This window comes from Oleiphilus sp. HI0132 (assembly GCF_001635845.1).
Genome location: NZ_LWGJ01001264.1, coordinates 1 through 25,292, shown reverse-complemented (window position 1 = coordinate 25,292; position 25,292 = coordinate 1). Strand labels below are relative to the sequence as shown.

The window sequence follows — 25,292 nt, the reverse complement described above, 5'->3', positions numbered from 1 at the left end:
CGCTCCTAGCCTTGGCTATTGTTAGTGGCTGGCGCCATATCTGCATCACTAGGTGATACCGGCATTCCAGGGAAAACATTTGGCAAGCCCTGCCCCTTGATAACAATCTTTTCACCAGCTTCCAGGCCACTCTTAATCGCCCTCAAACCCTTGAATTTAGGACCCAACTGAACAGGGCGATATTCCAAGATGTTGTTTTCTCCTAAAACCAATACATATTTATGACTAAGGTCTGTCACGACAGCTTTCTCATCAACAAGAATTCCTGGATAGCTCGCACCTATCTGCATATTAATCCGCGCAAACATCCCTGGCGTGAACTTACCATCTTCATTGCTAAATACTGCACGCAGTCGTATTGTACCCGTACTGATATCAACCTGATTATCAACAAAATCGATCACTCCCTGATGCGGATATGTAGTTTCACCCGCCAACCCCATAAATACAGGAATATTCATTTCATCCAAACGCTTGCCTTCTCCTAAGCTACGCAAACGAGCAAAGGTTTTTTCGTCAACATCAAAATATGCATGTGTTTTATCAGTAGAAACCAAGGTAGTCAGCACTGTGCTACCTGCAATGACCGAGCTCCCTTTTTTCACACGGGCATTAGAAACCTGGCCATCAAACTCAGCTTTTACGGTGGTGATTGCATCGAGGACTTTAGTTCGTTTCAAGTCTGCCTTCGCACTTTCTACTGCGGCAATAGCTTGAGTTAAGCGGGTGCGACTGTTATCGAGCTGCTCTTGAGAAATCGCGCTTTTCTTACGTAAACTTTCTGCTCGTTTTAAATCACGTTTAGATAATTCTATTTCCGCTACATTGCGTTTAACTTCCGCTTCCAGGCGCTGAACTTCTGCACGCACCGTTCGATAATCTACCTGAAATAGCAAGTCACCCTTCTTGACATAAGCTCCATCTTCAAAGCCTACCGATAGTATGTAACCAGAAGTGCGCGGCATGACGACAATACTGTCTGAAGCTTCTAGACGACCTGTATACTCCTTCCAGTCACTAACCTCGCCCTGTATTACCTCTGCAACGGTCACAGGAGGTGGCGGCATTGCGGCCATTGCTGCTTCAGGGTTTTCTTGATCTTTACCATTTTCACTACAAGCAACAACTGTTAAGCAAGTGACTATAACGACAAATAACCTGCTGATACCAAACCTTAAATTAAACGTACTCATTCGTTCTTCCATTACTTGTGTATTAATGTATTTGTTATAGAAACGGAGATACTACCAACTTCACCCAACGAATCCAGTACAGTGCTAGAATATGGCCTTTCAGAAAACTGATTTCTTTTTATAGAACAATCGTTATGCAAATGCCCGATACACAAGCTACTGAGCAATTATCCATTATCTTCCAAGATAAGTTCCTAATTGCTATACAAAAACCTGCAGGTTTACTGGTACACAAAAGTCCCATCGACAAGCATGAAACTAGCTATGCTATGAAAATATTGCGAAACCAGATTGATCAGTGGGTCTATCCGGTACACCGTTTGGATAAACCGACATCAGGGCTACTCCTATTTGCTCTGCATTCCGAGATCGCCTCTCAGCTTAGCTCAGATTTTGAAAACCGCTTGGTCAATAAGACATATCAAGCAATCGTTCGCGGGTATACTCCCACCAATGGAGAGATCAATCACCCTCTAAAAGAAATCGCAGTTTTCAAACACATGCAAAAACAACTTCAAAAAAAAGACCCTAAAGAAGCTGTCACACATTATGAACGAATGTGCAGTTTTGAGCTGCCATTCTCAGATGGGCGCTTCCCCAGTTCACGATACAGCCACATCCAACTGAAGCCCACAACCGGCAGAAAGCATCAAATTCGGCGCCACCTAAAACACATCAGCCACCCAATTATCGGTGATGTAAAATATGGGAAAGGTGAGCACAACCGTCTATTCAAAGAAAATTTTGATAGTCATCGTTTATTATTGGCAGCGACCAAACTTACGTTCAATCACCCAGTGACGGGGCAAAACGTGACATTAGAATGTCCGCTAGAAGAGAGCTTTACAAAGGCACTTACGAACTTGACACCTTACGAAGCAAAGCCTGATTAATAGTCAGGCACAAAAAAACCGATACACTTTCATGTATCGGTTTTTAGAACTTAGCTTTGCTTAAAGTGCAGCGTCCAATTCTGGAACAGCTTCAAACAAATCAGCAACCAAACCGTAATCAGCAACCTGGAAGATAGGAGCATCTTCGTCTTTGTTGATTGCAACGATTACTTTACTGCCTGACATACCTGCCAAGTGCTGGATAGCACCCGAGATACCAACAGCGATGTAAAGGTTAGGTGCAACAATCTTACCTGTTTGACCAACCTGCATATCGTTAGGTACGAAGCCAGCATCAACAGCGGCACGTGATGCACCTACAGCAGCGCCTAGCTTGTCAGCAACAGACTCAAGAATCTTGAAGTTGTCGCCATTTTGCATACCACGGCCACCAGAAATCACGATGTCAGCAGCAGTCAACTCTGGACGATCAGACTTAGCCATTTCTTCACCAACGAAGGTAGAGATGCCAGCATCCTGAACGTTATCAATAGCTTCAACAGCAGCAGAACCACCTTCAGCAGCAACAGGATCAAACGCAGTACCACGAACAGTGATTACTTTGATGCCGTCAGAAGACTGAACAGTAGCGATCGCATTACCTGCATAGATAGGACGAACGAAAGTATCAGCTGATTCAACTTTGATGATGTCAGAGATTTGCGCCACATCCAACAAAGCAGCTACACGTGGAAGGAAGTCCTTACCCGTAGTGCCCGCAGAAGTAACGATGTGAGAATAACCTTTACCAAGATCAGCAACTAGTAGAGATAAGTTCTCAGCTAGAGAGTGACCGTAGGCTGCATTATCTGCAACCAATACTTTAGCAACACCTTCAGCTTTAGCAGCTGCTTCAGCCGCCGCACCACAACCTTCGCCTGCAACTAGCACGTCGATGTCACCACCGATCGCTTTTGCTGCACTCAAAACGTTTAGGGTAACTGGCTTGATGCTACCGTTATCATGATCTGCAATTACTAGTATACTCATGTTAGATCACCTTCGCTTCAGTCTTAAGTTTGTCAACCAATTCAGCAACATCGGCAACTTTAATACCTGCTGAACGCGTAGCTGGCTCTTCAACCTTGGTAATCTTCAAGCTAGCAGCAACATCAACACCCAGGTCAGCTGGAGTTGTCATTTCAAGCGGCTTTTTCTTCGCTTTCATGATATTTGGAAGAGAAGCATAACGTGGCTCGTTCAAACGCAAGTCAGTTGTTACAACTGCTGGCAAGTTCAAACCAACTGTCATCAGACCACCATCAACTTCACGAGTAACATTTACTTTGTCGCCATCAACAACAACTTCAGAAGCAAACGTACCTTGAGGCATACCAGTCAATGCAGCAAGCATCTGACCAGTTTGGTTGTTATCAGAGTCGATAGACTGCTTACCAAGAATTACTAGCTGTGGCTCTTCTTTTTCAACAACAGACTTAAATAATTTTGCAGCTTGTAGAGACTGAACTTCTTCGTCAGTTTCAATCAGAATACCGCGATCCGCACCTAGCGCCAGGGCTGTACGAATTTGCTCTTGAGCAACTTTAGGACCAATAGAAACCACTACGATTTCACTTGCAACACCCTTCTCTTTCAAGCGAACCGCTTCTTCAACAGCGATTTCACAGAATGGGTTCATTGCCATTTTGATATTAGTAAGATCTACACCTGAATTATCAGGCTTAACTCGAACTTTGACGTTATAGTCAATAACTCGTTTAACAGCGACCAGAACCTTCATAGATTCCTCGTTAATTAACAATTGAATTTAGAGGTCTTATCATTCTTCAAAGTTTTACTTACCCAAGCATTCGCTAACTAATAAAAATTAACAATGACCGGTAAACCCTGAACAACGACCTAGATAGACCCAGATACAGGCGCGAAGCAAAAATATAATTTACACTACTTTAGTCCATTCGGGCTCTTAAGCGGTGTTTTATCAGCATTTAACCCTCGAAAAAACCAGCAAATACTCACTAGCCTTCCAAGATTAAATAAAATACAGCTTTCGCGAAGCGCATGATTCTGCCGATAAATCGCTTTTAGGTCAATAGTTGCACATTAAATCGCACCTATTTCAACACTCTTTTTCTATATTTTTATGCTCTAAATCAATTGCGAATACCAGGATAACAACTACCTTTTACATACATTGAATAAACAGGTAAAATTCAAACGTTTGTTTGAAACTCTCTTTGCAGCACAGGAAGCTAAAGTGGCTATATATCTAGTCAACATGCTAAAAGAGAGGTATTCATCACTACTTCCGTCACTGCCATATTGTGAATTAGCATAGTCAGAAAGACTGGGGGTGCGAATTTCAGCGAATAACTGTATAATTCGCGCGCCGTAAAAAAGCGGAAACTAAAAACTGCGCTCTGGTCCAGCTAAACAGGCTTAACATCAGGACGCTATATAACGTATATGCACGAGGAGACCTATTGTGGAACGTGAATCGATGGAGTTTGACGTACTCATTGTCGGCGGTGGCCCCGCTGGATTATCAGCAGCCTGTCGTCTAAGACAAATCGCTGAAGAGACTGGTAATGAAATCAGCGTATGCGTTGTAGAAAAAGGATCTGAGGTTGGCGCCCACATCCTGTCTGGCGCAGTTCTAGAACCAACAGCGTTAAATGAGCTGTTCCCTAATTGGAAAGAAATGGGCGCACCATTAAATACCGCTGTAACAGGTGATGAATTTTACTTCCTGACCAATCAGGAAAAGTCGGTAAAACTTCCAAACGCTTTTATCCCTAAACCTACACACAACGATGGCAACTATATTGTTAGCCTTGGCAACGTTTGCCGCTGGTTAGGCGAGCAAGCTGAAGGACTTGGCGTAGAAGTATACCCAGGCTTTGCTGCAGCAGAAGTTTTATACCATGAAGATGGTCGTGTAAAAGGTGTTGCTACTGGCGACATGGGCATCAGCGAAGACGGCCAACAAAAAGACTCTTACATGCCAGGCATGGAGTTACACGCTAAATACACAATGTTTGCTGAAGGTTGTCGTGGACATCTTGGCAAAGAAATCATCTCTAAGTTCAACCTAGATGAAGGAAAAGATCCTCAGCATTACGGTATCGGCATCAAGGAACTTTGGGATATCGACCCAGCTAAACACCGTGAAGGTACTGTTATGCACGGCCTGGGTTGGCCACTAAGCGAGTCTTCATCCACAGGCGGCTGGTTCCTTTACCACATTGAAAACAACCAAGTAGTACTCGGTTTAATTACTGACCTTAGCTATAGCAACCCACACGTATCACCTTTTGAAGAGATGCAACGTTGTAAGCTTAACCCTGTACTAAAAGATGCCTTAGAAGGCGGCAAGCGTGTTAGTTATGGCGCTCGAGCACTGATTAAAGGCGGCATCAATGCACTTCCCAAGATGTCATTCCCTGGCGGCATGTTAATTGGCTGTGACGCAGGAACAATGAACCCGCTGAAAATCAAAGGTTCTCACACAGCAATGAAGAGTGGCATGCTGGCTGCAGAAGCTGTTGCAGAGAAGCTTGCTGGCGGTGCAGAAGGCGAAGAAGCGACCAACTTTGAAGCGAAGTTCAAGAACAGCTGGCTACACGACGAACTGTACAACACGCGTAACTTCGTTGGCGTTATGCATAAGTTTGGCACTTACCTTGGTGCGGCTTATACATTTATCGACCAAAACATCTTTGGTGGTAAACTGCCTTTCAGCTTCAGCGATAAAACTTACGACCATGCTGCACTTAAGCCAGCAGCAGAATGCAAAAAGATCGACTACCCTAAGCCGGATAACAACATCACCTTTGACCGTCTTACTTCTGTATTCCTATCGAATACAAACCACGAAGAAGATCAAATGTGCCACTTAAAGCTTAAGGATGACTCTATCCCTCTTGGCCACAACCTGACTAAGTTTGATGAGCCTGCACAGCGTTATTGCCCAGCAGGTGTATATGAGATTGTAGAAGAAGATAACGGCGATAAGCGCTTCCAAATCAACTCTCAAAACTGTGTTCACTGTAAGACCTGTGATATCAAAGACCCTGCACAAAACATTACCTGGGTCACACCAGAAGGCGGCGGCGGTCCAAACTATCCGAATATGTAGATTCATATTCAAAGAAAAAGGCAGCCTAGGCTGCCTTTTTTATTTCCTTATGGGAAAGCGCTAACTAATGCAGCGACCCACCATCTGGCTGACCATCTTGAAGCGCAAGTTCTCTTCTTGCTCGCTCCATATCCAACTCATCAACGGGGCCACTCAAGTAATAAGGTAAGGTCGTCACACGCTGACTCAATTCTATCACTTTACTTTCAACCAAACGTTCAACTACTGAGTAAATAGTTTTCTCCAGGTTATCGGGAGGCGTCGAGTACTGAGCAGACAAGTGATCAATCAACTGCTGAAGGGTATGAAAGCCATCCGCTAACGAAACAACCAAACCTAGCCAGTCATCCAAAGGCGTTGTGTTGTCTATGTTTAAAATATCTACCAGAGCAACTCGCCCCTCTTTAGATGAGAAAGGTGCAATACGATAAAAAAACTGACTATTATCCATAAGTTCATATTCCAAGTAATCTTTGACGTATATTTAAACCTAATATCCACTTAACATATATACCCAATTTGAACCTTCACCTACCACCTCAGAACCTCAGTCTTCGAACACTGGTTCCTCAAACTCTTCAAACTCTTCAAACTCTTCAAACTCTTCAAACTCTTCAAACTCATAATGGTCTTTTTCATCCCTTTCATAATCAGATTACCGGCGACTCACCGTCCAAGAAATATAATAATCGATGGTATGGCAGAGCCTCTATACAGAGACTTATGGACAAAGGCTTCATGTTGGGCGCCAGCTATTACTTCAAGCAAGCATCTTCTATAACAAGAGAGCCGATCAGAAAGCTCGGATTGAGCACAACTTGGGTACCTAATCGAAAGCGCAGTTACAGCTTGCTCTCCGGATTTGGTTTGAGCGAATCCAGCTCAGACTGATCCCTGGGTATCCAAAGTAGCTTTAAGTTCTAAATTCAGTTGAGGTCCAAACAACTGAGCTCAACAAGGCAAAAATAAAAAACCCGCATAAGCGGGCTTTTGAATATCACATTAAGTTTGGCTTATTGCCAAATAATCTTCTGCTTACTGCCATACCATCCGTCTTGAGAAGGTGCGTAAACATCTTCGATTACATTACGCTTAATTTTCATTGTCGGCGTCAGGAACTCATTTTCAATCGTCCACTGCTGATTCACAACAACCATAAATTGCAGCGCCTCATGCGGGTCAACCGAAGCATTAACCTCTTTCATTAAGGCTTCCAATTCCGGCTCAACCTGCTTACGGAAAGACTCATCACCCTGCTTAGCAAAAGTTTCATCCGAAAGCATCAACAAAGCATAAGGCTGAGGCTGTTCAGCACCAGCAACACAGACCATCTCTAAAGAATCATGACCAACAATCTTGTTTTCAATTGGCGCTGGAGCAACATACTTACCTTTACTGGTCTTAAAGATTTCCTTAATACGACCAGTAATACGCAAGCGACCCATGCTATCAATTTCACCCTTATCACCAGTCAGCAAGAAGCCATCCTCGGTAAAGGTTTCTTTGGTCTTTTCTTCGTCTTTATAGTAGCCCATCATCGTAGCAGGGCTCTTGACCTCGATCTCACCAATTTCTGAAATACGCTGTTCAACACCCGGCATCGGCTCACCTACATAACCAACCTTTGAGCGGCCTGGCAATGAGATATGAGAATATGCAAAATTCTCAGACATACCGTAACCTTCTAGCAATTCCAGACCCAGGTTACGATACCAATTAATGATATCACCTGATAACGGCGCCGAACCACTTCCAGCAAAACGGCAGTATTCCAAGCCCAGAGCAGTCAATACTTTCTTCTTGACCAAACCAGACACAATTGGAATCTTAAGCAAACGATTTAGTTTCTTAGGAGGCATCTTCTTAAAGATACCTAGTTGGAACTTGGACCACAGGCGTGGAACAGAAATAAAGACCGTTGGTTTAGCACGACGCAAGTCGTCCAGGAAGGTATCCAAAGCATCAGCAAAAAATAACTGAGCACCTATATGGATAGAGGACTGCTCAACCGCAAAACGTTCAAACACGTGCGCCAGTGGCAAGTAAGATAACATTCTATCAGTAGGCTTTATATCCAAAGCTTGTGCAACACCGCTTGCTGCAATACCTAAGGCCTCAAATGACAACATAACGCCTTTTGGCTTGCCGGTTGAACCCGATGTATAAACAATCGTCGCTAACTCGTCAGCATCCCGAACAGTATCTTCTTGTATCGGAGCATGCTCAGCAACCAGGTTATCCCAGCTTGGGTAATCTGTTTTTGGACTTAGAGGATAAGAAACACAAGGTAAATCATCTGGCACACCAGGTTTCATCATTTCCCAGTCGTCCAGTTTACCAACAAATAACAACTGCGTTTCACTGTGCTCAAGGATATACTTAACCGTTTCAGCATTTAGCGTAGGGTAAAGAGGTACACATATATGACCCGCCATCCAGATCGCCAGATCACTCATGATCCAATGCGCACAGTTCTTCGAAAGAATACCGATTCGACTTTTTGGTGGTAAATCTAAAGATTTAATATAGCTAGCCATCCTTCTGGCCTCGCCAACTGCTCGGTTCCAGGTATATTCCTGAACCACGCCGTTACCCATTGGCTGAGTTAGATAAATATCATCCGCTTTTGCTTTTTCCCAGCGATATACCTGCTCAAGAGGCAGCTTTACTTTCTTCAAAGAGGTCATGGTGATGTCTGTAGCCCTATTGTATTTAGTTTAGAAATTCCGTCTTTCAACTTAGATTTATACCCGAAGCTGATCATAATAAAAGGTGTGAACAAAAATTAAAATAAAAAACTGTAAAACACCCGAAAAACTTAGTAATTTATGGCTCCTTTATGCAGATAGCCAATACTCACAACTACTCAGTAAACACATACGGAATGATCTGATTGTTTTTTGAGGTCTCATGAAAGCCGAAGTAACAGAAAACGACTCGGAGTCACGCTCCCATTCAATCAATAATAGTCAAAGCGTGCTATTCTGCAAGCAGTGCAAGCATGGCCACATGATACCCTCATCCGAAGAGGGCGACCCAGGAGCCCATAAAAGAACTTATTTATATATATAAGTCCAAGAAGCTTTTAATTGCGTCACGCACGTCACTGCCACTATCCCCTAGTAACAAGACATTCAAAACAATAGATACCACCATCACAACCGCAAGCAGTATCGTTAACCAATTCACTCGCTGATACTTTATTACTGTCTCTTTTTGAACAATTTCCGGGGCATCTTCTCGAGGAGATTCAATGACTTTCGTCTTTTCCTCCTCCTGAAGCGGCAAAAGCTCGGACAAGACAGACTCAACGCTTTGCGGTCTCTGTTCTCGGCGACGTGACAGCATGCGACCAACTATTTGCTGAATATCAACGGGTAATTTAATGAATATCTGGGTCTTAACCAGGTTGCCATCCTTAAATGCTGGAGGAACCCCCGTTAATGCATGATAAAAAATTGCGCCAAGCGAAAAAATATCAGATAACTCGTCCTTTCGATCATCAGCATCTCCATACCAGTTACCATCTCGCTCTTTGACACGATAATGCTCATCCAAACCAAAGTCTGTCAATTTAACCTGGAAATCTGAAGTCAACAAAACATTGCTAGGACGCAAATTGCCATGGCAAACCCTATTTTGATGCGCAAACGCCAAACCTCTACAAATTTGAACCGCCGTATTCAAAAACATCTGCATTCCCATAGGTTCAATCAAGCGGTCCTGCAGACTGCCACCCGAGACATATTCCATAACAACAATGAATACACTATCGTTCTTGGATGTTCCTAGAATATTAACCAGATTCGGATGCTTCAAACTGTGAAGCATTTTTGCCTCACGATACCCCGTAAAAGTAGAGGTACGCTTCTTAATTACCAGAAGCTTGTGAGAGGACTTATCTTCATACAAATAAACCGCGCCAAATTTGTCTTCCTGCATAACATCAAGTAAGCCAAATTTTTGCTGAATAGAGGCTAAGCCTTCTCCTGCCCGATTCACTTGTTCCTCAGCAATATGCTGACCTTTCATCGCCAAAAGCAACTGAGTCCGGACCTGCTCTACAGACTGAGGACGTTCAGCAGGGTCAACAGCAAGACACTGATGAATAAGGTTTTCAAGGGCTGGAGTTATATTGGCATCAATCTGAGCCATTGGAGGCGCATTGGGTAGTGGCAAGGTACTGGTGAATAATTCATACATCACCACTCCCAGCGAATAAACGTCACTCAAAGTAGAGGTAAAGGCGATGCCTTTGTGCTGCTCAGGAGCCATATAGGCTTCTGTTCCCATGATTAAGCGCGTTTCATCAGGGTTCATATCTTTATCGGCTTCAAAAAAAGAAGCGATACCGAAATCTAAAAGACGCGCAAAGCCCTCTCTATCGATGATGACATTTGCCGGTTTGATATCTCGATGAATAACATCAAATTTATGCGCATAGGCGATTCCTTTACACATTTGAATAGCGATATCGACTTTTTGGTTAAAATCAAACTTCCGCTCAGTAATCGCGTCCGCTAAGTTTATGCCCTCAACGAATTCCATCACGAATACAGGGCGCCCCTTGCTTGTCGTTCCACGATCGATAACATGTATTATGTTGGGGTGGTTCAAACGGGCGATAATTAAGCTTTCTCGCTTAAAACGCTTTATGACTGAGGGATTATCTGAAAGCGTTGCCGACAGAACTTTAATCGCAACTGGACGATTCAGCGACAACTGCATACCACGATATACCGTGGCCATGCCTCCTTCACCAATTTTGTCTTGGTACGCGTAACGACCCTCTTTCATATTGTTCTTCCGTCCTTAGAAACTAGATAAAGAAAATCAAAAACACTATTGCGAACAAGACCAAAGCCAACATCATCGACCTACCTTTGAGATGACGCAAATAAGCTCTTTTATCAAACGCGTGGCGGTAAGTACCTTCAAGCTTAGGCGGGACGATGCTTGCAGTTTTGTTTTTAGATTTAGAGTTAAAATCCGACGCCCGAATTTGACGGACATCTTCCTGAAACTGAATTAAAGAAAAGCTCACGTTATCTGGTGCGCCTGCCTCCAACACCAAATCTAATAGTGTCTCTCCAGCCTCATCCAAAGAAGGGCTATCACAAACTGTTTGAAAGATCGTACTTTCTTCCAATGGACCAGACAAACCGTCTGTACATAAAAGCAGGATATCACCTTCGTGCAATTCGCCTAAAACCTTGGGAATTTTTTCCAGATTCATCTGTCCCATCGCTTGAGTCAGCTCATGCTGCCCAGCATGAGTCCGAGATTCACCTTCAGAAATAATACCCTGTTGAAGTAACTCATTAGCAAGATTGTGGTCTGTGGATAATTGAGACAGACCCTCACTATCTATCAAATAGGCACGACTATCCCCAACCCAGGCTAGCTCAAATTGATGCCCATGAAACAGACTAACCACAACAGTGCTAGCCATTCCCTCCAATTCTTGCTGACTTCGTGCCGCAGATATCAGTGCAGAATTTGCATCTTCAACAGACTCTCGCAGCGACTTTCCCTGACGAATCCGTCGTTCAATTGTTTGAACGACTAATTGACTCGCGACATCACCATGCGCATTTCCGCCGACGCCATCAGCAACCACCCACAGGCCCAGAGTTTCATTGGCTACAACGCTATCTTCATTTCTTTCACGAACCAAGCCCTGATGGCATACGGAGGTTGATTTCAACATGATGGGTCAGTACACACCTTATTACTTTATGGATACCACACAGCCTCCGTAGTTATCCGAAGCTTATGGCATATATTTTTTGTTTTCCTTAGCTTCAGTATAGCCAGCTCACAAAGACTAAGCACCTGAAAATACTAAATTTCTATTTCGTATATTATTTTTTCAATCAGTTACATAAATCTTAAGGGGAAAATTCGAAGAGCTGGAACTTAAGACTATACTCAACATAACGTGGAAAATTTAATACTTATCACCAGTCAATAAACGAGTACAAGAGTTCTATGCTTAAGCTTCAGTTCAGGGATCGCCGAAGAGAGTCCGTATGGTTAGTTGATCAGAATTTTACGATCGGTAAAGCTGCGGACAACAGCCTAATGATAAACGAGAAAGATATTCTCGACCATCATATCCAAATTACCAACACACAAGAAAAACTGAGCCTAAATAATGTCTCGTCGAGCTCAAACGTGTTACTCAATGATAAGCCTGTCGCGACGAATACAAGCCTCAAAGCTGGAGACGTCATCACCATTGGCTCTATTGAACTGGAACTAATCGACCCAAAGTCTGTGAATGAACAGAGCAATGCAGGTTCCACGACAAACTACTCTGCGGGTTGGTCTATCTACTCTAGCGCAAGCTGGCTAGACCAAAGCCGTTTTGTCATCAATAAACGCGTCGTTATTGGTCGAGACCCAAGCTGCGACATAACGCTACCTCTGGAACACCTTTCCAGAAAGCACGTAGCATTAGAAGTTAAAAGTGGCCAGCTATACATGGAAGATCTCGACTCCTCCAACGGCACCTTTTTAAATGGTAGACAAGTAAAACAATCAGCTGTTAAAAATGGCGACAAAATCAAGCTGGACGTATTAACCTTCGAAGTAAACGGACCGGCTCACGACCCCAACAAAACGATTATTCGCAGTGCGTCTGACAGCACCCCGCCAAGCACTGAAAAGACATCCAGCTCGCGCTTGTCGACAAAGATAGAACAACCCGAAAAGAAGCCAGTTAAGAAACCGGCACCAAAACAGACAGCAAAACCGAAACCCAAAGCCGCAAAGAAACGATTGGCTTCGAACGGCAAACAAGAATGGATATCGGGAGATAGTAAACCCACGAATAAAAACAAGAGCAGCTCAATGACAGGAATCATCATTGCTTCGATCATTGCTATTGCCGCTATCACTGCATTTATTTACTTTCAGTGATAAGAGCTCGTCATCTATAGAGGGCCTTGAAAGTTGCTATAAATCTTGCTGTAAAGATTGTAGCAACTTCGTCATTGCATCCCGAAGCTCATCCACAACCATTTCATCGTAATCTATTTTGATCCAGCGTTGGTGCTTATCCGAAGGATGAAGCAACCAACAAGCATATTCTAGACTTGAGCAACCGGCGCCAATAAAAGGATCTAACCCGGCAACCTGTAAGCTTGTTGCACTTAGCATCGGGGCACCATCTTGATAGCTCTTTTCCTGAAGGGTCACTCCACCTTTCACCACACCAAGGTGATACACCAAACCTTCTTTTACTCCGTTTTTTTTGATCCTAGAGCCTGTATAGGGATGCGCATTCAAGAGACTATTTATCTGCATGCTTAGCGCTTCAACCGGATCCTGTGTTAAATATAAGGCTTGCAGTGATTTTATATAGCCGTCTCTTTGGGGCAATTCCACCATTTCTATAGACGTTTTGTTTTTTTGTCCTGAGCCCTCAAGGCTTTTCTCTGCCTCTTCAGCTTCTGTTATCAAGCGCAAAGCTTGCTCATAGAACTGCCCCTGACTACCTGAACTAATAACATAGCGTTCAAGCACCTGACGCGCACTGTGAAACTCTTGTTTGCGGATTTTAACCAAACCCTCGAAATAATGAGACTCAAGCGGTTGCGGCACGTCTAACTTACGCATAAGTACTAGCTGACTCGTCGCATGCTCCCAGTTCCCATTTTCCACCGACTCCTTTAAGGCCAACAAAAGACGCTCGACCTCATGCTCTGGCGGCAAACCTGAGCTATTTACAATCCCTACCTGCAAGCATAAAAATAAAAACAAACATAAGTTTCTCATTGATGACCCTGTCAAAGCATACAAGTTTATTGTCACGCATAGATAGCATAGCAAAGATCGAGATCCTTAGTGTCTACCACCAAGCAAATCTTTGTTTTTAACGCAATGAAAAACGGTTCAGGGGACGAGTACAAGAGCAAAAACACTCTCAAGCTTTTGCAAAAGCTGACTAAAGCAGAAAAGATGCAGAGACTAGGAAGTAAGCTAAACTACGAAGCGCATACGAGGCGTGCCTCGTCCAACATAGCGTGTACAACTTTATCAGACATAACCTTATCACTAGGGTCCGAACTGTCACTTTCAGGCCCAACCGTAATAATACTATCGTCTTCTACAAGCTCCTCAATAGAGGCCATTTCAGTTAACACAGGTAAGTTATCTGGTTCCGCTACGCCCTCATCAAGAATGACTGGCGTGATTTTGGTCTGTGATTCAACAACAATCACCTCATCACTCTCACTCTCGGGCACTAGCTGGTCAAGCCCTTTCGACGATGCAAGTGATTGAACGGTAGGCAGATCTTCAGGTTCAAGCGTCTCTTTAGCTGACGACACTTCTTGCTCAATTGGACGCTTATACGCCTGAATATCAACCTGGGCAGGCTCTGAAAAGAACTCACCAATATAATCATTCAAGATCTGACCGTTAGAATTTGCTTCTTGGGAGCTTAAGGGAGCATCGTCATCATTCTTATCTGAGGCGCTTGCTGAACAATGATCTACAATCTCAGTGCCTGCAGAGCTCATGTCCTGCTCAGCGACCAATAACTGAGGTTTCGGGGAAGCCCCCTGACTTGAAGAGGATATATTGATTCGCACACTCATTCTGCGCGCAGAAGTCTCGACCTGAGACAGTTCGCTCTGAGCTCGTTCCATGCGAGTAGAATTCAGATAACAGCGATAAACCTGAACAATCAAAACCCCCACTAAAATGAGGGTAGTCGCCTCAAACAAGTGGATAAGTGAATTCATGAACATCATCTTCCCTTTCTATAAGGTCTAGAAAGCCCGACAATCAAGTTGCTAGCGTTAGATCATCAAGCTCACGAGTACAAGTCTTATTTTTATATAGCTAATAGTTACTACCGATGACTAAAATATATCCAAATGCACTTTATCAAAAACTAGACAATAGGTCATGGGTGAAAACCGAACTTTTTTCACTTACATGTAAAAAAATTGATCTAAAGCAGATTACTTATTAAACAAACTTCATCTATTTCAGGTTTTTATTTGCTACCTTCAGGCAAACCATCTAACAGAACACGATCCAGGCGCTCTAGTTCGACATCCTTATTTAAAGGTTCCAATTGAGGCATACGCTTATTCGCTTCAATTGACATTTCTTGAAATCGTTCCACTTTCCCATGAAGGCCTTGTTGTCCGACAAGCGATATAAGTACGTTATTATAGTGATTATTCGAGCTAAGCAAGCTGCCACCCAGTTTCTGCAGCCTCTCTGCCACAACACACACATGGTTGTATATCTCACCCGCTTTTTCACTTAAGGCCAATGCATCATTTTGGCTGTTCTGAAGACGCCAGATATTTGAAACGGTTTTTAGTATCGGTAAAAGCGTTGTATGGGAAACTAGAATAATATTTTCGCGATAAGCTTCTTCATAAAGCTCAGGACTATGCTTAAGCCCTTCTATATATGCGGCCTCCAATGGCAAGAACATCAAGACAAAACTTGGGCAGTTAATTCCTTTAAGACGACTGTAGTTTTTCTCTGATAGCTCTTTAACATGCACTCTCAATGCTTGAATATAATTATTCATCGCTAATTCGCGTTGAGCTTCTGTTTCAGCCGAAATAGCAGATTCATACGCCACCAATGAGGCCTTACTATCGATAATCAAATGCTGATTGTCTGGCAGGTCTATTAAAAAATCTAAAAAATACGCTCGCCCTTTGTCATCTTTAAGGTGAACCTGCGTCCGATAATGCTGATCTTTTACTAATCCGGCGACCTGTAAACTTCTTTCTAGTTGCACCTCGCCCCAATTACCCAAGGTTTTCTTATCGCCTTTGAGTGCAGTCGTCAGGTTCTGGGCATCCTGAGACATCTGCGCATTAAGGTTTCGCAGAATCTCCAACTCCTTCTTTAGACTACCAGCCGATTCATGATTTTCCTTCTGGATACCGTCTACCCGATGACGGAACTCGGTAATTTGTTCTCTAAAAGGTTTTAGCACGCCTTCGATAGACAACTGGTTATCCTTGGTAATGCGTTTTCCCTTTTCGTCAAAGATGCGGTTCGCCAAATTCTCAAACTCTGACTGAAGTGATTTTTTCTGAGACTCAAATTGCTCTCTCTGTTGAATCATTGCGCGATCACGCTCTTCAATAACCGCCTCTAGACGGGCATTATTTCGATTCAAGTCAACCACCTGAAGCCTGGACGACTGAAGCTCGTCATGTAAGTTTAAACACTGTTCACCTTGAGCCTCTAAACGTTCCAGCAAAAGAGCCTTATCACTTTCTAGAGCTGAGTATCTGCTCTGTTCATCACTTAGCTTTCCAAGGTATAGCTTTCGAAAATAAGCCAGACCACCTATAACAATAAAGGATAAACAAGCGATAAATAACTCTAGGTTCGCCAGTAAGTGCTGTTCCATTTAGTTAGCCTTAGATAAGTGAAAACATTTGCCGCTACGTCGGCAAAAAGAAGTCTGTACGGTATCCCAAAAACCATACTATCAGAGTCTGAGAGACCAATAATCATTGCTATTCAATAGATTATAGAAGACACCATAAATTTTGGCCCATTTAATGCTTCCCTAGCTGGTAATCGCGCTAAAACCTTAGACAGCGCTTTGAATATACCTTTGACACTTTAGTATAGCTGCCATGAAAATTTTTCTACAACGATGCTGGATAGTGCCGCTAGTTCTATTACTCAGTGCCTGTAATGGAGGCTCGTCTGGCAAATCTTCGCCCCAAAATCATCAACCTGTAGCCAATGCAGGTGAAGACATGACGGTCACCGAAAAACAATTAGTGACCTTAGACGGTTCTGCCAGCCATGACCCAGACGAAGACGATATAAACTACAAGTGGATTCAGGTTGACGGTCCCTTCGTGGAACTCAGCTCAGACGAAGATGACTCACCGAGCTTTATTGCCCCTGACGGAAGTACAACCCTGCGCTACCAGTTACACATTAGCGACGGGATCAACTCATCTGTCCCTGATACCGTCACGGTAACTGTACTAGAACAAGCTGACAACAACACCCACTCTAATCCTGATAGCAGTTCTGACCCTGACACCGGCTCTGACCCTGACAGCGGCTCTGACCCTGACAGCGGCTCTGACCCTGACAGCGGTTCTGATCCTGACAGCGGCTCTGACCCTGACAACGGTTCTGATCCTGACAGCGACTCTGACCCTGACAACGGTTCTGACCCTGACAACGGTTCTGACCCTGACAACGGTTCTGACCCACAGACCTCAAATACACAGCCTATCGCCCATGCAGGTGATGACCAAAACGCTAACGGGAACAGCTTGGTCACGCTGGACAGTTCTCAAAGTCTTGATTCTGATGGCGACACGCTAAGTTATTTATGGACTCAAGTTAGCGGCCCAAGCATAACACTCAATGATACAAGCATCGCTTTTCCCAGCTTTGTTGCACCCAATATTGACGCTAACTACGTCTTTTCCTTGCATGTTAACGATGGTCTTGAAAGCTCCGAAACTGATGAGGTGAGTATTACAGTCACTGCAATCAATACTAATCAACCCCCTATGGCCGATGCGGGCCCTGACCAACAAGCAAACGGGAATGACATTGTCGTCGTTAGCGGCGCAAATAGCACCGACCCGGAAGGAAGCAGCCTGAGCTATACCTGGCAACAGGTTTCCGGCCCTGTGGTTACAGTTCTAGATTCAGAGCAAGCTCAAGCTTCATTCATAGCACCGGAAAATGGTGGCGAAATTGAGCTTAGCCTAACCGTCAATGACGGCGAGTTAAACTCTGTAAGCGATAGCATTATTATTTCTGTTCAAGCTATCAGCACTGCATTGGTCGCTCACGCAGGCGCTGACCAAACAGTCAGAAGCAATACATTGGTTTCACTAGATGCCAGTGAAAGTACTCATAGTGAGCACCTGAGTTTAAGTTACGCCTGGCGTCAGACAGGTGGCCCAAGCGTCATTCTAAGCTCGGTGTCAGAACTACAACCACAATTCCAGGCACCTGAAACTGATTCGACTAGCACCCTTATCCTGACTTTCTCATTGGTAGTCAGTGATGGCGAAGCAAATTCTGCGGCTGACGAAGTGGTAATCAGTGTCAGCAATGCCAATTCGGCACCTTTCGCCAATGCGGGCCTATCTCAAAGCACTGAAGGCGGAGATTCTGTAACACTGGATGGAAGCCAAAGCAACGACCCCGAAAATGACACGCTCACTTACGAGTGGTCACAAACTGCAGGGCCAGACGTTGAACTGAATGATAACACCTTGGTCTCACCCAGCTTCGTGGCGCCAACGGAGGGTGGAGAATTGCAGTTTTCACTTATTGTCAATGACGGTGAACTATCTTCGGAAATCTCATTCACGAATATTTCAGTGATGCCTGCAAACAATCCTCCTATCGCCAACGCCGGTGTCGACCGATATGTTGGCAGTCTCTCTATTGTGGCACTAAAGGGCAGCCGAAGCCTCGACCCTGAAGACGACCCCTTAAGTTATAGCTGGCTTCAAATAAGCGGCCCTGAAGTAAGCTTAAGTGATGAGACAGATGCTAACCCGGTATTTGAAGCTCACACTGATGGAAGATTGGTATTTTCATTAGTGGTTAACGATGGCCAACTCGATTCAGAACCGGACCTGGTTAATGTCGTGGTCGGCCCAATACCGGCGACTAATATTCGCGTAAATGGAACCGGTATTACCTGGGGAGCAAGCTACCCTAGCGGCAATAACCTAGACTGTTCCGGGGAAGCCATCGACCAACAGGATTGTTCCTTAGGTCGGGAGCTAACACATAACGATGATAGCGATGGTCGTGCAGGCTTCAGCTTTTTAAAGTTCGATGAGGATGGCGTTGAAACGGATAGTTCAGATGCTGAATGGAGCTGCGTTCAAGACTCTGTCACAGGCTTAATGTGGGAAGTAAAAAGTGAAGGCAACGAAACACCAGGAGACGAAGGTTTAAATGACGCCGATGATCGTTACAGTTGGTACAATACTGACGCAAGCTCAAACGGTGGTTCGGAAGGTTTTGCAGATAGCAGAGGAGAGCAATGTTTTGCCTATAACGAAGACGAACCGGCTAGCTACTGCAACACCGAAGCCTTTGTTAACCGTATGAATGAAGCCGGCTGGTGTGGCTATGCCGACTGGCGACTACCTAATCGCAAAGAGCTGCTCAGTATCGTTGATTACGGTAATGCTAAACCCATGCTCGATACTGATTACTTCCCTTCCAATGCAGCCTTAACCTGGACATCTAGCCCTTTTGCACTCGGTACAAGCAGTGCCTGGGGAGTAAATTTTTCTCATGGTAACTCTTATAGCCTCGATAAACGCAATGTAAACCAGGTACGACTAGTAAGAGGTGGTTATGAATAAATATATTTGCTTAGGGCTTCTAACACACTCTTTGCTTTCACTTCCTGTCCTGGCACAGGAATGTAGTAGCGATACCATTGCCGAAACGACGCCTGCAACACAATTTGTTATTCACGGAGACGGCACCATTACCGATACCAGCACGGCACTAATGTGGAAACAATGCTTGGAAGGTTTAAGTGGCACTCAGTGTAATACCGGCATTCTCAACGAGCAGAACTGGTCAGGAGCTCTTCAGATCCCTCGTAATATAAACGCGACAGGAGGTTTTGCAGGCTACGCCGATTGGCGCCTTCCCAACCAGGCAGAGTTAGCCTCTCTGCTAGAAGACCAATGCGTTGAGCCAAGTATTAATGCGACGGTTTTCCCCAATACTGCCAACAAGTTTCTCTGGAGTGCGTCACCTGACTACAACAATGATACGGCCACATGGTTCGTGGACTTCAAACATGGCGCAACAGGTACCATCACCAGAGAGCAGGCTTGGCCAATTCGTTTAGTTCGAAGCGTTCAATAGTTTAATCTAATGGAATGAGGAACGATCACGCGATCAAAGCTAAGGGCAGCTGCCAACAGCCTTGCTTAAACCGTGTATTTAGATATTGTCTCAAGCAAGACCGCATTATCAAAAGGTTTACCAACAAAGGAAGTAAAACCTTGATTCAAATACTGTTCGGTTTGTTCAGGAAGAACATTTGCTGTAAGAGCAATAATGGGTAAATCTTGCCTTCGTAATTGTTCCCGAATAATCTGACAGGCTTGCTCGCCATCCATAATAGGCATTTGAATATCCATTAAGATCAAGTCGATATCTTTCGCCTCAACACTGGCAACAGCTTCTTCACCATTATCCGCTATCTCAACCTGATAACCCGCTTTCTTAAGAATTTCTTCAGCGATCATTTGGTTAATTTTATTATCTTCAACCAAAAGCACGCATACATCAGCAGGCGCCTTAACTTTTCTCAACAATCTTTCTGTCTCTTTGCCGAGTACTGTTTTCACCTCAAGCTTTGCTTCCTTAACAACAGGAAGATCCAAGGTAAATTCAAAAGTAGAGCCACTGCCCACTTGGCTTTCGACCTTTAACTCTCCTCCCAGCAAATCCACCAATCTCTTGCTGATAGATAACCCCAGACCTGTCCCGCCATATTTCCGGGTCGTAGAGGCATCTTCCTGCTTGAAAGGCATAAACAAGTCTTTCGTATCGTGAATACCAATGCCGGTATCACTCACCGAAAACCGAACACCGCACCGACCTTCACTTTCATCCAATTTAGCATCACAGCTAAGCGCTAAAGTCACCTCACCCTCTTCGGTAAACTTGACTGCGTTGCCGCATAGATTCAATAAGACTTGCGATAAACGAAGCTCATCCGTTCTAACATAAACGGGTAAAGCCTCATCCAAGACTACCTTAAAGGCGATTCCTTGCTGATCAGCAGCAGGTAACATTAGAGACTCAATATTTCTAGCCAGCTCACTCAATTCAAGCTCTACTTCCTCCAACTCAATCATATTCGATTCGATCCTATTGAAGTCGAGAATTTCATTGAGAATCTTCAGTAGCATTTCTGAAGATCGCATGACTTTTTCCAAGTAGTCTCTCTGCTTGTCATCTAAATCAGTTTCGAGGCACAGTGAAGTCAGGCCAATAATTCCATTCATAGGCGTCCGTACTTCATGAGACATATTGGAAAGGAATGTAGTCTTCGCCATGTTTGCCTGTTCAGCTTCTTTAAGCGCACTTTCCAAATCTTCAGTTCTCTGTAAAACCTTACCCTCGAGGCCTTTATTAAGTTCAATCACCTCTTGTTCTCTTGCGACCACATCAGAAATATCTGTATTCGATCCAATAATTCTCAGGGTTCTTTTCTTGTCATCGCGAACAGCCATACTGCGTGACAAAATTGTGACCAACGAGCCATCTTTTTTCAGCATTCGGAAACGGCACTGACTGGTGTCAGCCTTTCCCTTGATAAGGTCAGAAAAGAGCGTATTTATTTGATGACGATCTTCAGGGTGAACGTGTTTCTGAAAGGCCTTCGTATCATTTTCAAGCTCATCATCCTGATAGCCAATAATCGCCTTCCAACGAGGCGATAGATACAGAGAATTAGCCAATATATCCCAATCCCAAATACCGTCATTCGAGCCCTGCACAATAAGTGAAAATAGCTCTTTGCTATCGCGTATTTTCTTCCGCTGCGTATCGACGGTATCGTAAAGAGAAAAAATTGCTTTCGATAAAACCTGGAGCTCTTCTGTATTAGTAACAATGCTTCTATCGACTGACTCACCAGCAGCCAAACGGGAGATCTTGTCGAGAAGCTGAGCAACAGGCTGGGAAAAATACTTTACCAAGAAAAATCCGGCGGCAATAATTAGAATAAATGCCGAAAACAAAATAACGAAAGTGTTCTCTAAGGTTTTTCTAACAGGCGCTAACATCAAGTGGTCTTCAAGCGCGACACCGATGCTATATCGACTACCAGGAATAGGCTGGTGAGCCTCCCCTCCTAGATCAAGCGCCCTCATTCCGGCATTCCCCGTGATCATCTCGTTACCAAGAGCGTTTAATTTAGGGTTATGTTCATTTAGGATAGAGTACTTACTGACGGCCTTTTCACCCTGCTCATTTAAGACAAAGTCGCCTTGATCATCACGTAATAGTTGAATGATCTTATTTTCGTCCCAGTGATACCAGTAAGTTCCGTCATTCGCAACCAGCATCACCTTGGCACTTCCCTGGACACCAGAAAAACTTTCTTTAACCAAGGTTTGAACCCGATCATGGATATATTCCCAGGGAATACTCAGCCCCAACATCCCCCTTACTATCTTACCTTTATCCTGAATAGGAGCCGCAATAACAATCTGCTTAACCCCCGTCGTAAAGGAGATCATCGAGTTAGAAATATAGGCTTCAGGCGAATCAGGATCTTCAGGGTGAATACTCACCTGCCAATAGTCGCGAGAGCGAATATTTTTAGGCTTCGAGTCTGGTTATTTATCATCAAAGGTTCGAATCCCTCCTTGTAGCAGATTCGCACCAGAAGTGTTATAGAAATGTCCGTTGGGTAAACCAATAATGAACTTCTCAAACTTAGGTTTCAGGAAGGTCAATTCACGCTTTAGATAAGGCATGAAGGTTTCGAACTAAAGGCCAGAAAGCTCTGCAGAACGAGCGTATTCCTGCACCAATGACTCACCATGGTCAAACTCAAACTGAAGACCATTAGCAACGAGCATTAAGCTCTTCTGCGCAATTTCTACGGTAGACTCAGTAACTTGTGCCTTGCTGTGAAGGTAGGTTTGAAAGGATATCACCAGCGAAGGCAATAAGCCGACAACTAATAGAGTAAGTAGAAGCTGATCTCGAAACTTGTACATGTGACACTTTCCTTACCTGCTCTAAAACAACTCAATTGAAGACGGGTAACTTCCTTTCAAACATTGTGCTCACGTCCTAATACTTATCACTGTGCTGTGAGCGCTTGCCTATCACTGCTAAGGCTGCAACTCGGTATGCTTCGGCTAGTGTCGGGAAGTTAAATATGCTCTCGACAAAGATATCGACATCAGCATTTGAAAGCATTGCCATCTGACCAATGTGAATAAGCTCGGTTGCACCTTCGCCAACGATCTGAACACCGAGAATCTTTTCGCCCTGAGGGTCACATATGATCTTCAGCATACCATCACGTATTCCATTAATCTGACCACGAGAGATCTCTTCAAAATTGGCTTTACCAATCACAATACCGTCACCATGCTCTTTCTTAGCTTGCTGCTCAGTCATCCCAACAGCCGAGAGTTCAGGAATTCCATAGATACCCGAGGGGATCATCTTACTCATTGGACCCACTTCAATTCCTAAAGCATTACAACTCGCTCGTCGTCCCTGCTCCATTGACGCCGAGGCCAATGATGGCGGGCCAATGACATCGCCTGCCGCATAAATATGCGGGACTTGGGTTTGCAACATATCATCAACCGATATATTGCCAAACTCATTTAACTCCAAACCAGCATTGGCAATCTGCAGGTCCTTCACATTTGCTACGCGGCCAGCGGCACAAAGAAGCTTCGCAGATCTAACAATAGTCCCGTCATCGCATCGCGTGATGACTTCAGATAAGCCATCCCACTCAACAGTTTCAACGTTCTTCTCACCTAACCATGTGCCACCCATTTCCTGAAATGAGTCGACAAACTTGGAGGTTAAGTCACCATCCATAAAGCCCAAAGGCAAAGGATACCGGTCAATCATTGTTACCTTAACGCCAAGCGCCTGGAAGATAGAGGCATATTCACTAGCGATAACACCACCACCGAGAACAGTGAGGCTCTTTGGCAAATACAACATTGTTAGGATTGAGTCAGAATCAAAAATATTTTCATGATCGACAGGGATATTATCTGGCTTACGAGGGATCGAGCCGGAAGCAATAACAAAGCTACTGGCTTCAATTTGTTCAGCTTCGCCGCGCACTTTTGTTACCTCGATAACATTCGGCGATACAAACTTGGCCCGGCCGTGAATACGTTCGATATTATTGCGTTCAATCTGATTTACCATAAAACCGTCGTGCGCTTTCAATACCCGATTCAAGCGGTCGATCAGTGTCGACATCTCGGTATCTTCAGCTAATTCAAACTGACATAAGGCCGCATTCTCTCGCATCTTTTTAACACGTAAGGCGTTCTCACGAAGCGTCTTGCTGGGGATCGTTCCTCTGTGTACACATGCACCACCCAACCATTGATCCCGCTCTATAAGAGCGACACTCTTACCACCTTTGGCTGCCTGTACCGCTGCTTTTTGCCCTGCAGGACCACTACCAATAATCACTACATCAACTTGTCTCATGAACGAATTGCCTCCAGACCACTCTTCACGATGTCGTGTCTTTCCTTCAAAAGCTCCAATTCATCTTCATATAAATTCAGATCTGCAAATACGGTATCTTGCAAAGCTGTATCTATCGCAGCTTCTTCACCCGATAACATTGCTTGAGCTAACTTAGCAGCACCATTAGTCACCATCGCTTGGTCACGATTGCTTTGGGCATTTTGATAGTCAGCATAGTAATGAACAGATTCCTGAACGATTGCGGGCATTTTCCATTTTCTGACCACGACTTCGCCATATTTCACATGATAAGCAGATTCGATTACCCCTACTTCATCTAATGAAATAGATACGTCATGCCATTCCGAGTAGTCAAAGATGGTCTGAAGGATAACCGGTTTGCCAATGCTATGAAGCAAACCGCATAGAAAGGCGGCTTCGACATTTTTCTTGGCAACTCGCGCAACCTCTTTTCCCCAAAAGGCTGTACATAAAGCATGGTCCCATATTTCATTAATACGGTTTTCGTATGTGGGCGCTTTAAATATTTTCGTATTAAGAGAAGCTGCCAAAGCAATTTCTGTAATCAGAGACAGACCGAGCCTTGCCACAGCTTGTTGCAGAGAAACCATTGAGGCGTTGGGTGTATATGCGGCTGAATTAGCAATGCGCATCACATGGCCAGCCAAGGCCTGGTCACTTTGTATGAGTTTGGCCAACTGTGCGGCATCAGAATCTGGATCATTCGATAAAGCTAAAACCTGGTTTGCCACATCCGGCAGCATCGGCACTTCGATTTTGTTATCGCTTAGATTATCAATATATTTCGCAATAGCTTGCGCTTTTGGGCTTAAATCTGAAATCGGGCTGCTCACACAACTACTC

At 44.2% G+C, this 25,292-nt stretch carries 20 protein-coding genes; 5 read left to right on the top strand and 15 right to left on the bottom strand.

Features of this window, described 5'->3' with window-relative positions:
* Positions 1-5: 5 nt before the first annotated feature.
* Positions 6-1,193, bottom strand: a complete 1,188-nt coding sequence (locus A3766_RS19115; RefSeq protein WP_068508381.1) for an efflux RND transporter periplasmic adaptor subunit — start codon at positions 1,191-1,193, stop codon at positions 6-8.
* A gap of 134 nt (positions 1,194-1,327) precedes the next feature.
* Here A3766_RS19115 and A3766_RS19110 point away from each other — a divergent pair, with 134 nt between their 5' ends.
* A complete protein-coding gene (locus A3766_RS19110; RefSeq protein WP_231872206.1) occupies positions 1,328-2,086 on the top strand; it encodes a pseudouridine synthase in 759 nt (252 codons plus the stop codon).
* Between the two features lie 60 nt (positions 2,087-2,146).
* Here A3766_RS19110 and A3766_RS19105 read toward each other — a convergent pair whose 3' ends face one another.
* A complete protein-coding gene (locus A3766_RS19105; protein ID WP_068508383.1) occupies positions 2,147-3,076 on the bottom strand; it encodes an electron transfer flavoprotein subunit alpha/FixB family protein in 930 nt (309 codons plus the stop codon).
* Position 3,077: 1 nt separating this feature from the next.
* Entirely contained in the window at positions 3,078-3,827 is a 750-nt protein-coding gene (locus A3766_RS19100; protein WP_068508385.1) for an electron transfer flavoprotein subunit beta/FixA family protein, read from the bottom strand.
* A gap of 705 nt (positions 3,828-4,532) precedes the next feature.
* Here A3766_RS19100 and A3766_RS19095 point away from each other — a divergent pair.
* On the top strand, positions 4,533-6,185 hold the full coding sequence (locus A3766_RS19095; RefSeq protein ID WP_068508388.1) for an electron transfer flavoprotein-ubiquinone oxidoreductase: 1,653 nt from the start codon (positions 4,533-4,535) through the stop codon (positions 6,183-6,185).
* A 64-nt stretch (positions 6,186-6,249) separates the two neighbouring features.
* Here the strand turns inward: A3766_RS19095 and A3766_RS19090 are convergent, their stop codons facing one another.
* The 4 genes from A3766_RS19090 to A3766_RS19075 all read right to left on the bottom strand — a co-directional run bounded on the left by A3766_RS19090 (position 6,250) and on the right by A3766_RS19075 (position 11,895).
* On the bottom strand, positions 6,250-6,636 hold the full coding sequence (locus A3766_RS19090) for a PqqD family protein (protein ID WP_068508390.1): 387 nt from the start codon (positions 6,634-6,636) through the stop codon (positions 6,250-6,252).
* Positions 6,637-7,198: 562 nt separating this feature from the next.
* Positions 7,199-8,872: an AMP-binding protein gene (locus tag A3766_RS19085; RefSeq protein WP_068508392.1), complete on the bottom strand. Its 1,674-nt coding sequence runs from the start codon at positions 8,870-8,872 to the stop codon at positions 7,199-7,201.
* A gap of 373 nt (positions 8,873-9,245) precedes the next feature.
* Positions 9,246-10,982: a serine/threonine-protein kinase gene (locus tag A3766_RS19080; protein ID WP_068553013.1), complete on the bottom strand. Its 1,737-nt coding sequence runs from the start codon at positions 10,980-10,982 to the stop codon at positions 9,246-9,248.
* A gap of 22 nt (positions 10,983-11,004) precedes the next feature.
* On the bottom strand, positions 11,005-11,895 hold the full coding sequence (locus A3766_RS19075) for a PP2C family serine/threonine-protein phosphatase (protein ID WP_068508396.1): 891 nt from the start codon (positions 11,893-11,895) through the stop codon (positions 11,005-11,007).
* A gap of 281 nt (positions 11,896-12,176) precedes the next feature.
* On the opposite strand from A3766_RS19075, the gene A3766_RS19070 reads away from it, so the two are divergent.
* Complete coding sequence (locus A3766_RS19070; RefSeq protein WP_068508398.1) at positions 12,177-13,109, top strand: FHA domain-containing protein; 933 nt, start codon at positions 12,177-12,179, stop codon at positions 13,107-13,109.
* A 36-nt stretch (positions 13,110-13,145) separates the two neighbouring features.
* Here A3766_RS19070 and A3766_RS19065 read toward each other — a convergent pair whose 3' ends face one another.
* The 3 genes from A3766_RS19065 to A3766_RS19055 all read right to left on the bottom strand — a co-directional run bounded on the left by A3766_RS19065 (position 13,146) and on the right by A3766_RS19055 (position 16,587).
* Positions 13,146-13,967 (bottom strand): hypothetical protein, encoded by an 822-nt coding sequence (locus A3766_RS19065; RefSeq protein ID WP_068508401.1) that lies wholly within the window; start codon positions 13,965-13,967, stop codon positions 13,146-13,148.
* A 209-nt stretch (positions 13,968-14,176) separates the two neighbouring features.
* Positions 14,177-14,938 carry a hypothetical protein gene (locus A3766_RS19060; RefSeq protein WP_156490450.1) on the bottom strand — a complete coding sequence of 254 codons (762 nt, stop codon included), beginning with the start codon at positions 14,936-14,938 and terminating at the stop codon, positions 14,177-14,179.
* A gap of 257 nt (positions 14,939-15,195) precedes the next feature.
* Positions 15,196-16,587 (bottom strand): DNA recombination protein RmuC, encoded by a 1,392-nt coding sequence (locus tag A3766_RS19055; protein WP_068553624.1) that lies wholly within the window; start codon positions 16,585-16,587, stop codon positions 15,196-15,198.
* 232 nt (positions 16,588-16,819) lie between these two features.
* Here A3766_RS19055 and A3766_RS19050 point away from each other — a divergent pair, with 232 nt between their 5' ends.
* Together A3766_RS19050 and A3766_RS19045 are read left to right on the top strand one after the other, a co-directional pair.
* Positions 16,820-19,552 carry a DUF1566 domain-containing protein gene (locus A3766_RS19050; protein WP_082865241.1) on the top strand — a complete coding sequence of 911 codons (2,733 nt, stop codon included), beginning with the start codon at positions 16,820-16,822 and terminating at the stop codon, positions 19,550-19,552.
* A complete protein-coding gene (locus A3766_RS19045) occupies positions 19,545-20,069 on the top strand; it encodes a DUF1566 domain-containing protein (RefSeq protein WP_068511867.1) in 525 nt (174 codons plus the stop codon). Before A3766_RS19050 ends, A3766_RS19045 begins: the two co-directional genes overlap by 8 nt.
* A gap of 65 nt (positions 20,070-20,134) precedes the next feature.
* Here A3766_RS19045 and A3766_RS19040 read toward each other — a convergent pair whose 3' ends face one another.
* The 5 genes from A3766_RS19040 to A3766_RS19025 form a co-directional block, all read right to left on the bottom strand.
* A complete protein-coding gene (locus tag A3766_RS19040; RefSeq protein WP_068553622.1) occupies positions 20,135-22,513 on the bottom strand; it encodes an ATP-binding protein in 2,379 nt (792 codons plus the stop codon).
* Between the two features lie 45 nt (positions 22,514-22,558).
* Positions 22,559-22,699 (bottom strand): hypothetical protein, encoded by a 141-nt coding sequence (locus A3766_RS29785; protein ID WP_156490449.1) that lies wholly within the window; start codon positions 22,697-22,699, stop codon positions 22,559-22,561.
* A gap of 12 nt (positions 22,700-22,711) precedes the next feature.
* Positions 22,712-22,945 carry a hypothetical protein gene (locus A3766_RS19035; RefSeq protein WP_068511862.1) on the bottom strand — a complete coding sequence of 78 codons (234 nt, stop codon included), beginning with the start codon at positions 22,943-22,945 and terminating at the stop codon, positions 22,712-22,714.
* A gap of 76 nt (positions 22,946-23,021) precedes the next feature.
* Positions 23,022-24,425 carry a Si-specific NAD(P)(+) transhydrogenase gene (gene sthA, locus A3766_RS19030; protein WP_068511859.1) on the bottom strand — a complete coding sequence of 468 codons (1,404 nt, stop codon included), beginning with the start codon at positions 24,423-24,425 and terminating at the stop codon, positions 23,022-23,024.
* Positions 24,422-25,292 (bottom strand): HDOD domain-containing protein (locus A3766_RS19025; protein ID WP_231882931.1); only part of this gene is annotated, 871 nt, incomplete at its 5' end. The genes A3766_RS19025 and sthA, both read right to left, overlap by 4 nt.

What these genes read in the sequence shown, in the direction of transcription:
- A3766_RS19105 (WP_068508383.1), bottom strand. Translation starts at nt 3,076, where the DNA reads ATGAGTATACTAGTAATTGCAGATCATGATAACGGTAGCATCAAGCCA.
- A3766_RS19085 (WP_068508392.1), bottom strand. Translation starts at nt 8,872, where the DNA reads ATGACCTCTTTGAAGAAAGTAAAGCTGCCTCTTGAGCAGGTATATCGC.
- A3766_RS19045 (WP_068511867.1), top strand. Translation starts at nt 19,545, where the DNA reads ATGAATAAATATATTTGCTTAGGGCTTCTAACACACTCTTTGCTTTCA.
- A3766_RS29785 (WP_156490449.1), bottom strand. Translation starts at nt 22,699, where the DNA reads ATGCCTTATCTAAAGCGTGAATTGACCTTCCTGAAACCTAAGTTTGAG.
- sthA (WP_068511859.1), bottom strand. Translation starts at nt 24,425, where the DNA reads ATGAGACAAGTTGATGTAGTGATTATTGGTAGTGGTCCTGCAGGGCAA.
- A3766_RS19060 (WP_156490450.1), bottom strand. Translation starts at nt 14,938, where the DNA reads ATGAATTCACTTATCCACTTGTTTGAGGCGACTACCCTCATTTTAGTG.
- A3766_RS19055 (WP_068553624.1), bottom strand. Translation starts at nt 16,587, where the DNA reads ATGGAACAGCACTTACTGGCGAACCTAGAGTTATTTATCGCTTGTTTA.
- A3766_RS19070 (WP_068508398.1), top strand. Translation starts at nt 12,177, where the DNA reads ATGCTTAAGCTTCAGTTCAGGGATCGCCGAAGAGAGTCCGTATGGTTA.
- A3766_RS19100 (WP_068508385.1), bottom strand. Translation starts at nt 3,827, where the DNA reads ATGAAGGTTCTGGTCGCTGTTAAACGAGTTATTGACTATAACGTCAAA.
- A3766_RS19050 (WP_082865241.1), top strand. Translation starts at nt 16,820, where the DNA reads ATGAAAATTTTTCTACAACGATGCTGGATAGTGCCGCTAGTTCTATTA.
- A3766_RS19090 (WP_068508390.1), bottom strand. Translation starts at nt 6,636, where the DNA reads ATGGATAATAGTCAGTTTTTTTATCGTATTGCACCTTTCTCATCTAAA.
- A3766_RS19115 (WP_068508381.1), bottom strand. Translation starts at nt 1,193, where the DNA reads ATGAGTACGTTTAATTTAAGGTTTGGTATCAGCAGGTTATTTGTCGTT.
- A3766_RS19065 (WP_068508401.1), bottom strand. Translation starts at nt 13,967, where the DNA reads ATGAGAAACTTATGTTTGTTTTTATTTTTATGCTTGCAGGTAGGGATT.
- A3766_RS19075 (WP_068508396.1), bottom strand. Translation starts at nt 11,895, where the DNA reads ATGTTGAAATCAACCTCCGTATGCCATCAGGGCTTGGTTCGTGAAAGA.
- A3766_RS19110 (WP_231872206.1), top strand. Translation starts at nt 1,328, where the DNA reads ATGCAAATGCCCGATACACAAGCTACTGAGCAATTATCCATTATCTTC.
- A3766_RS19080 (WP_068553013.1), bottom strand. Translation starts at nt 10,982, where the DNA reads ATGAAAGAGGGTCGTTACGCGTACCAAGACAAAATTGGTGAAGGAGGC.
- A3766_RS19035 (WP_068511862.1), bottom strand. Translation starts at nt 22,945, where the DNA reads ATGTACAAGTTTCGAGATCAGCTTCTACTTACTCTATTAGTTGTCGGC.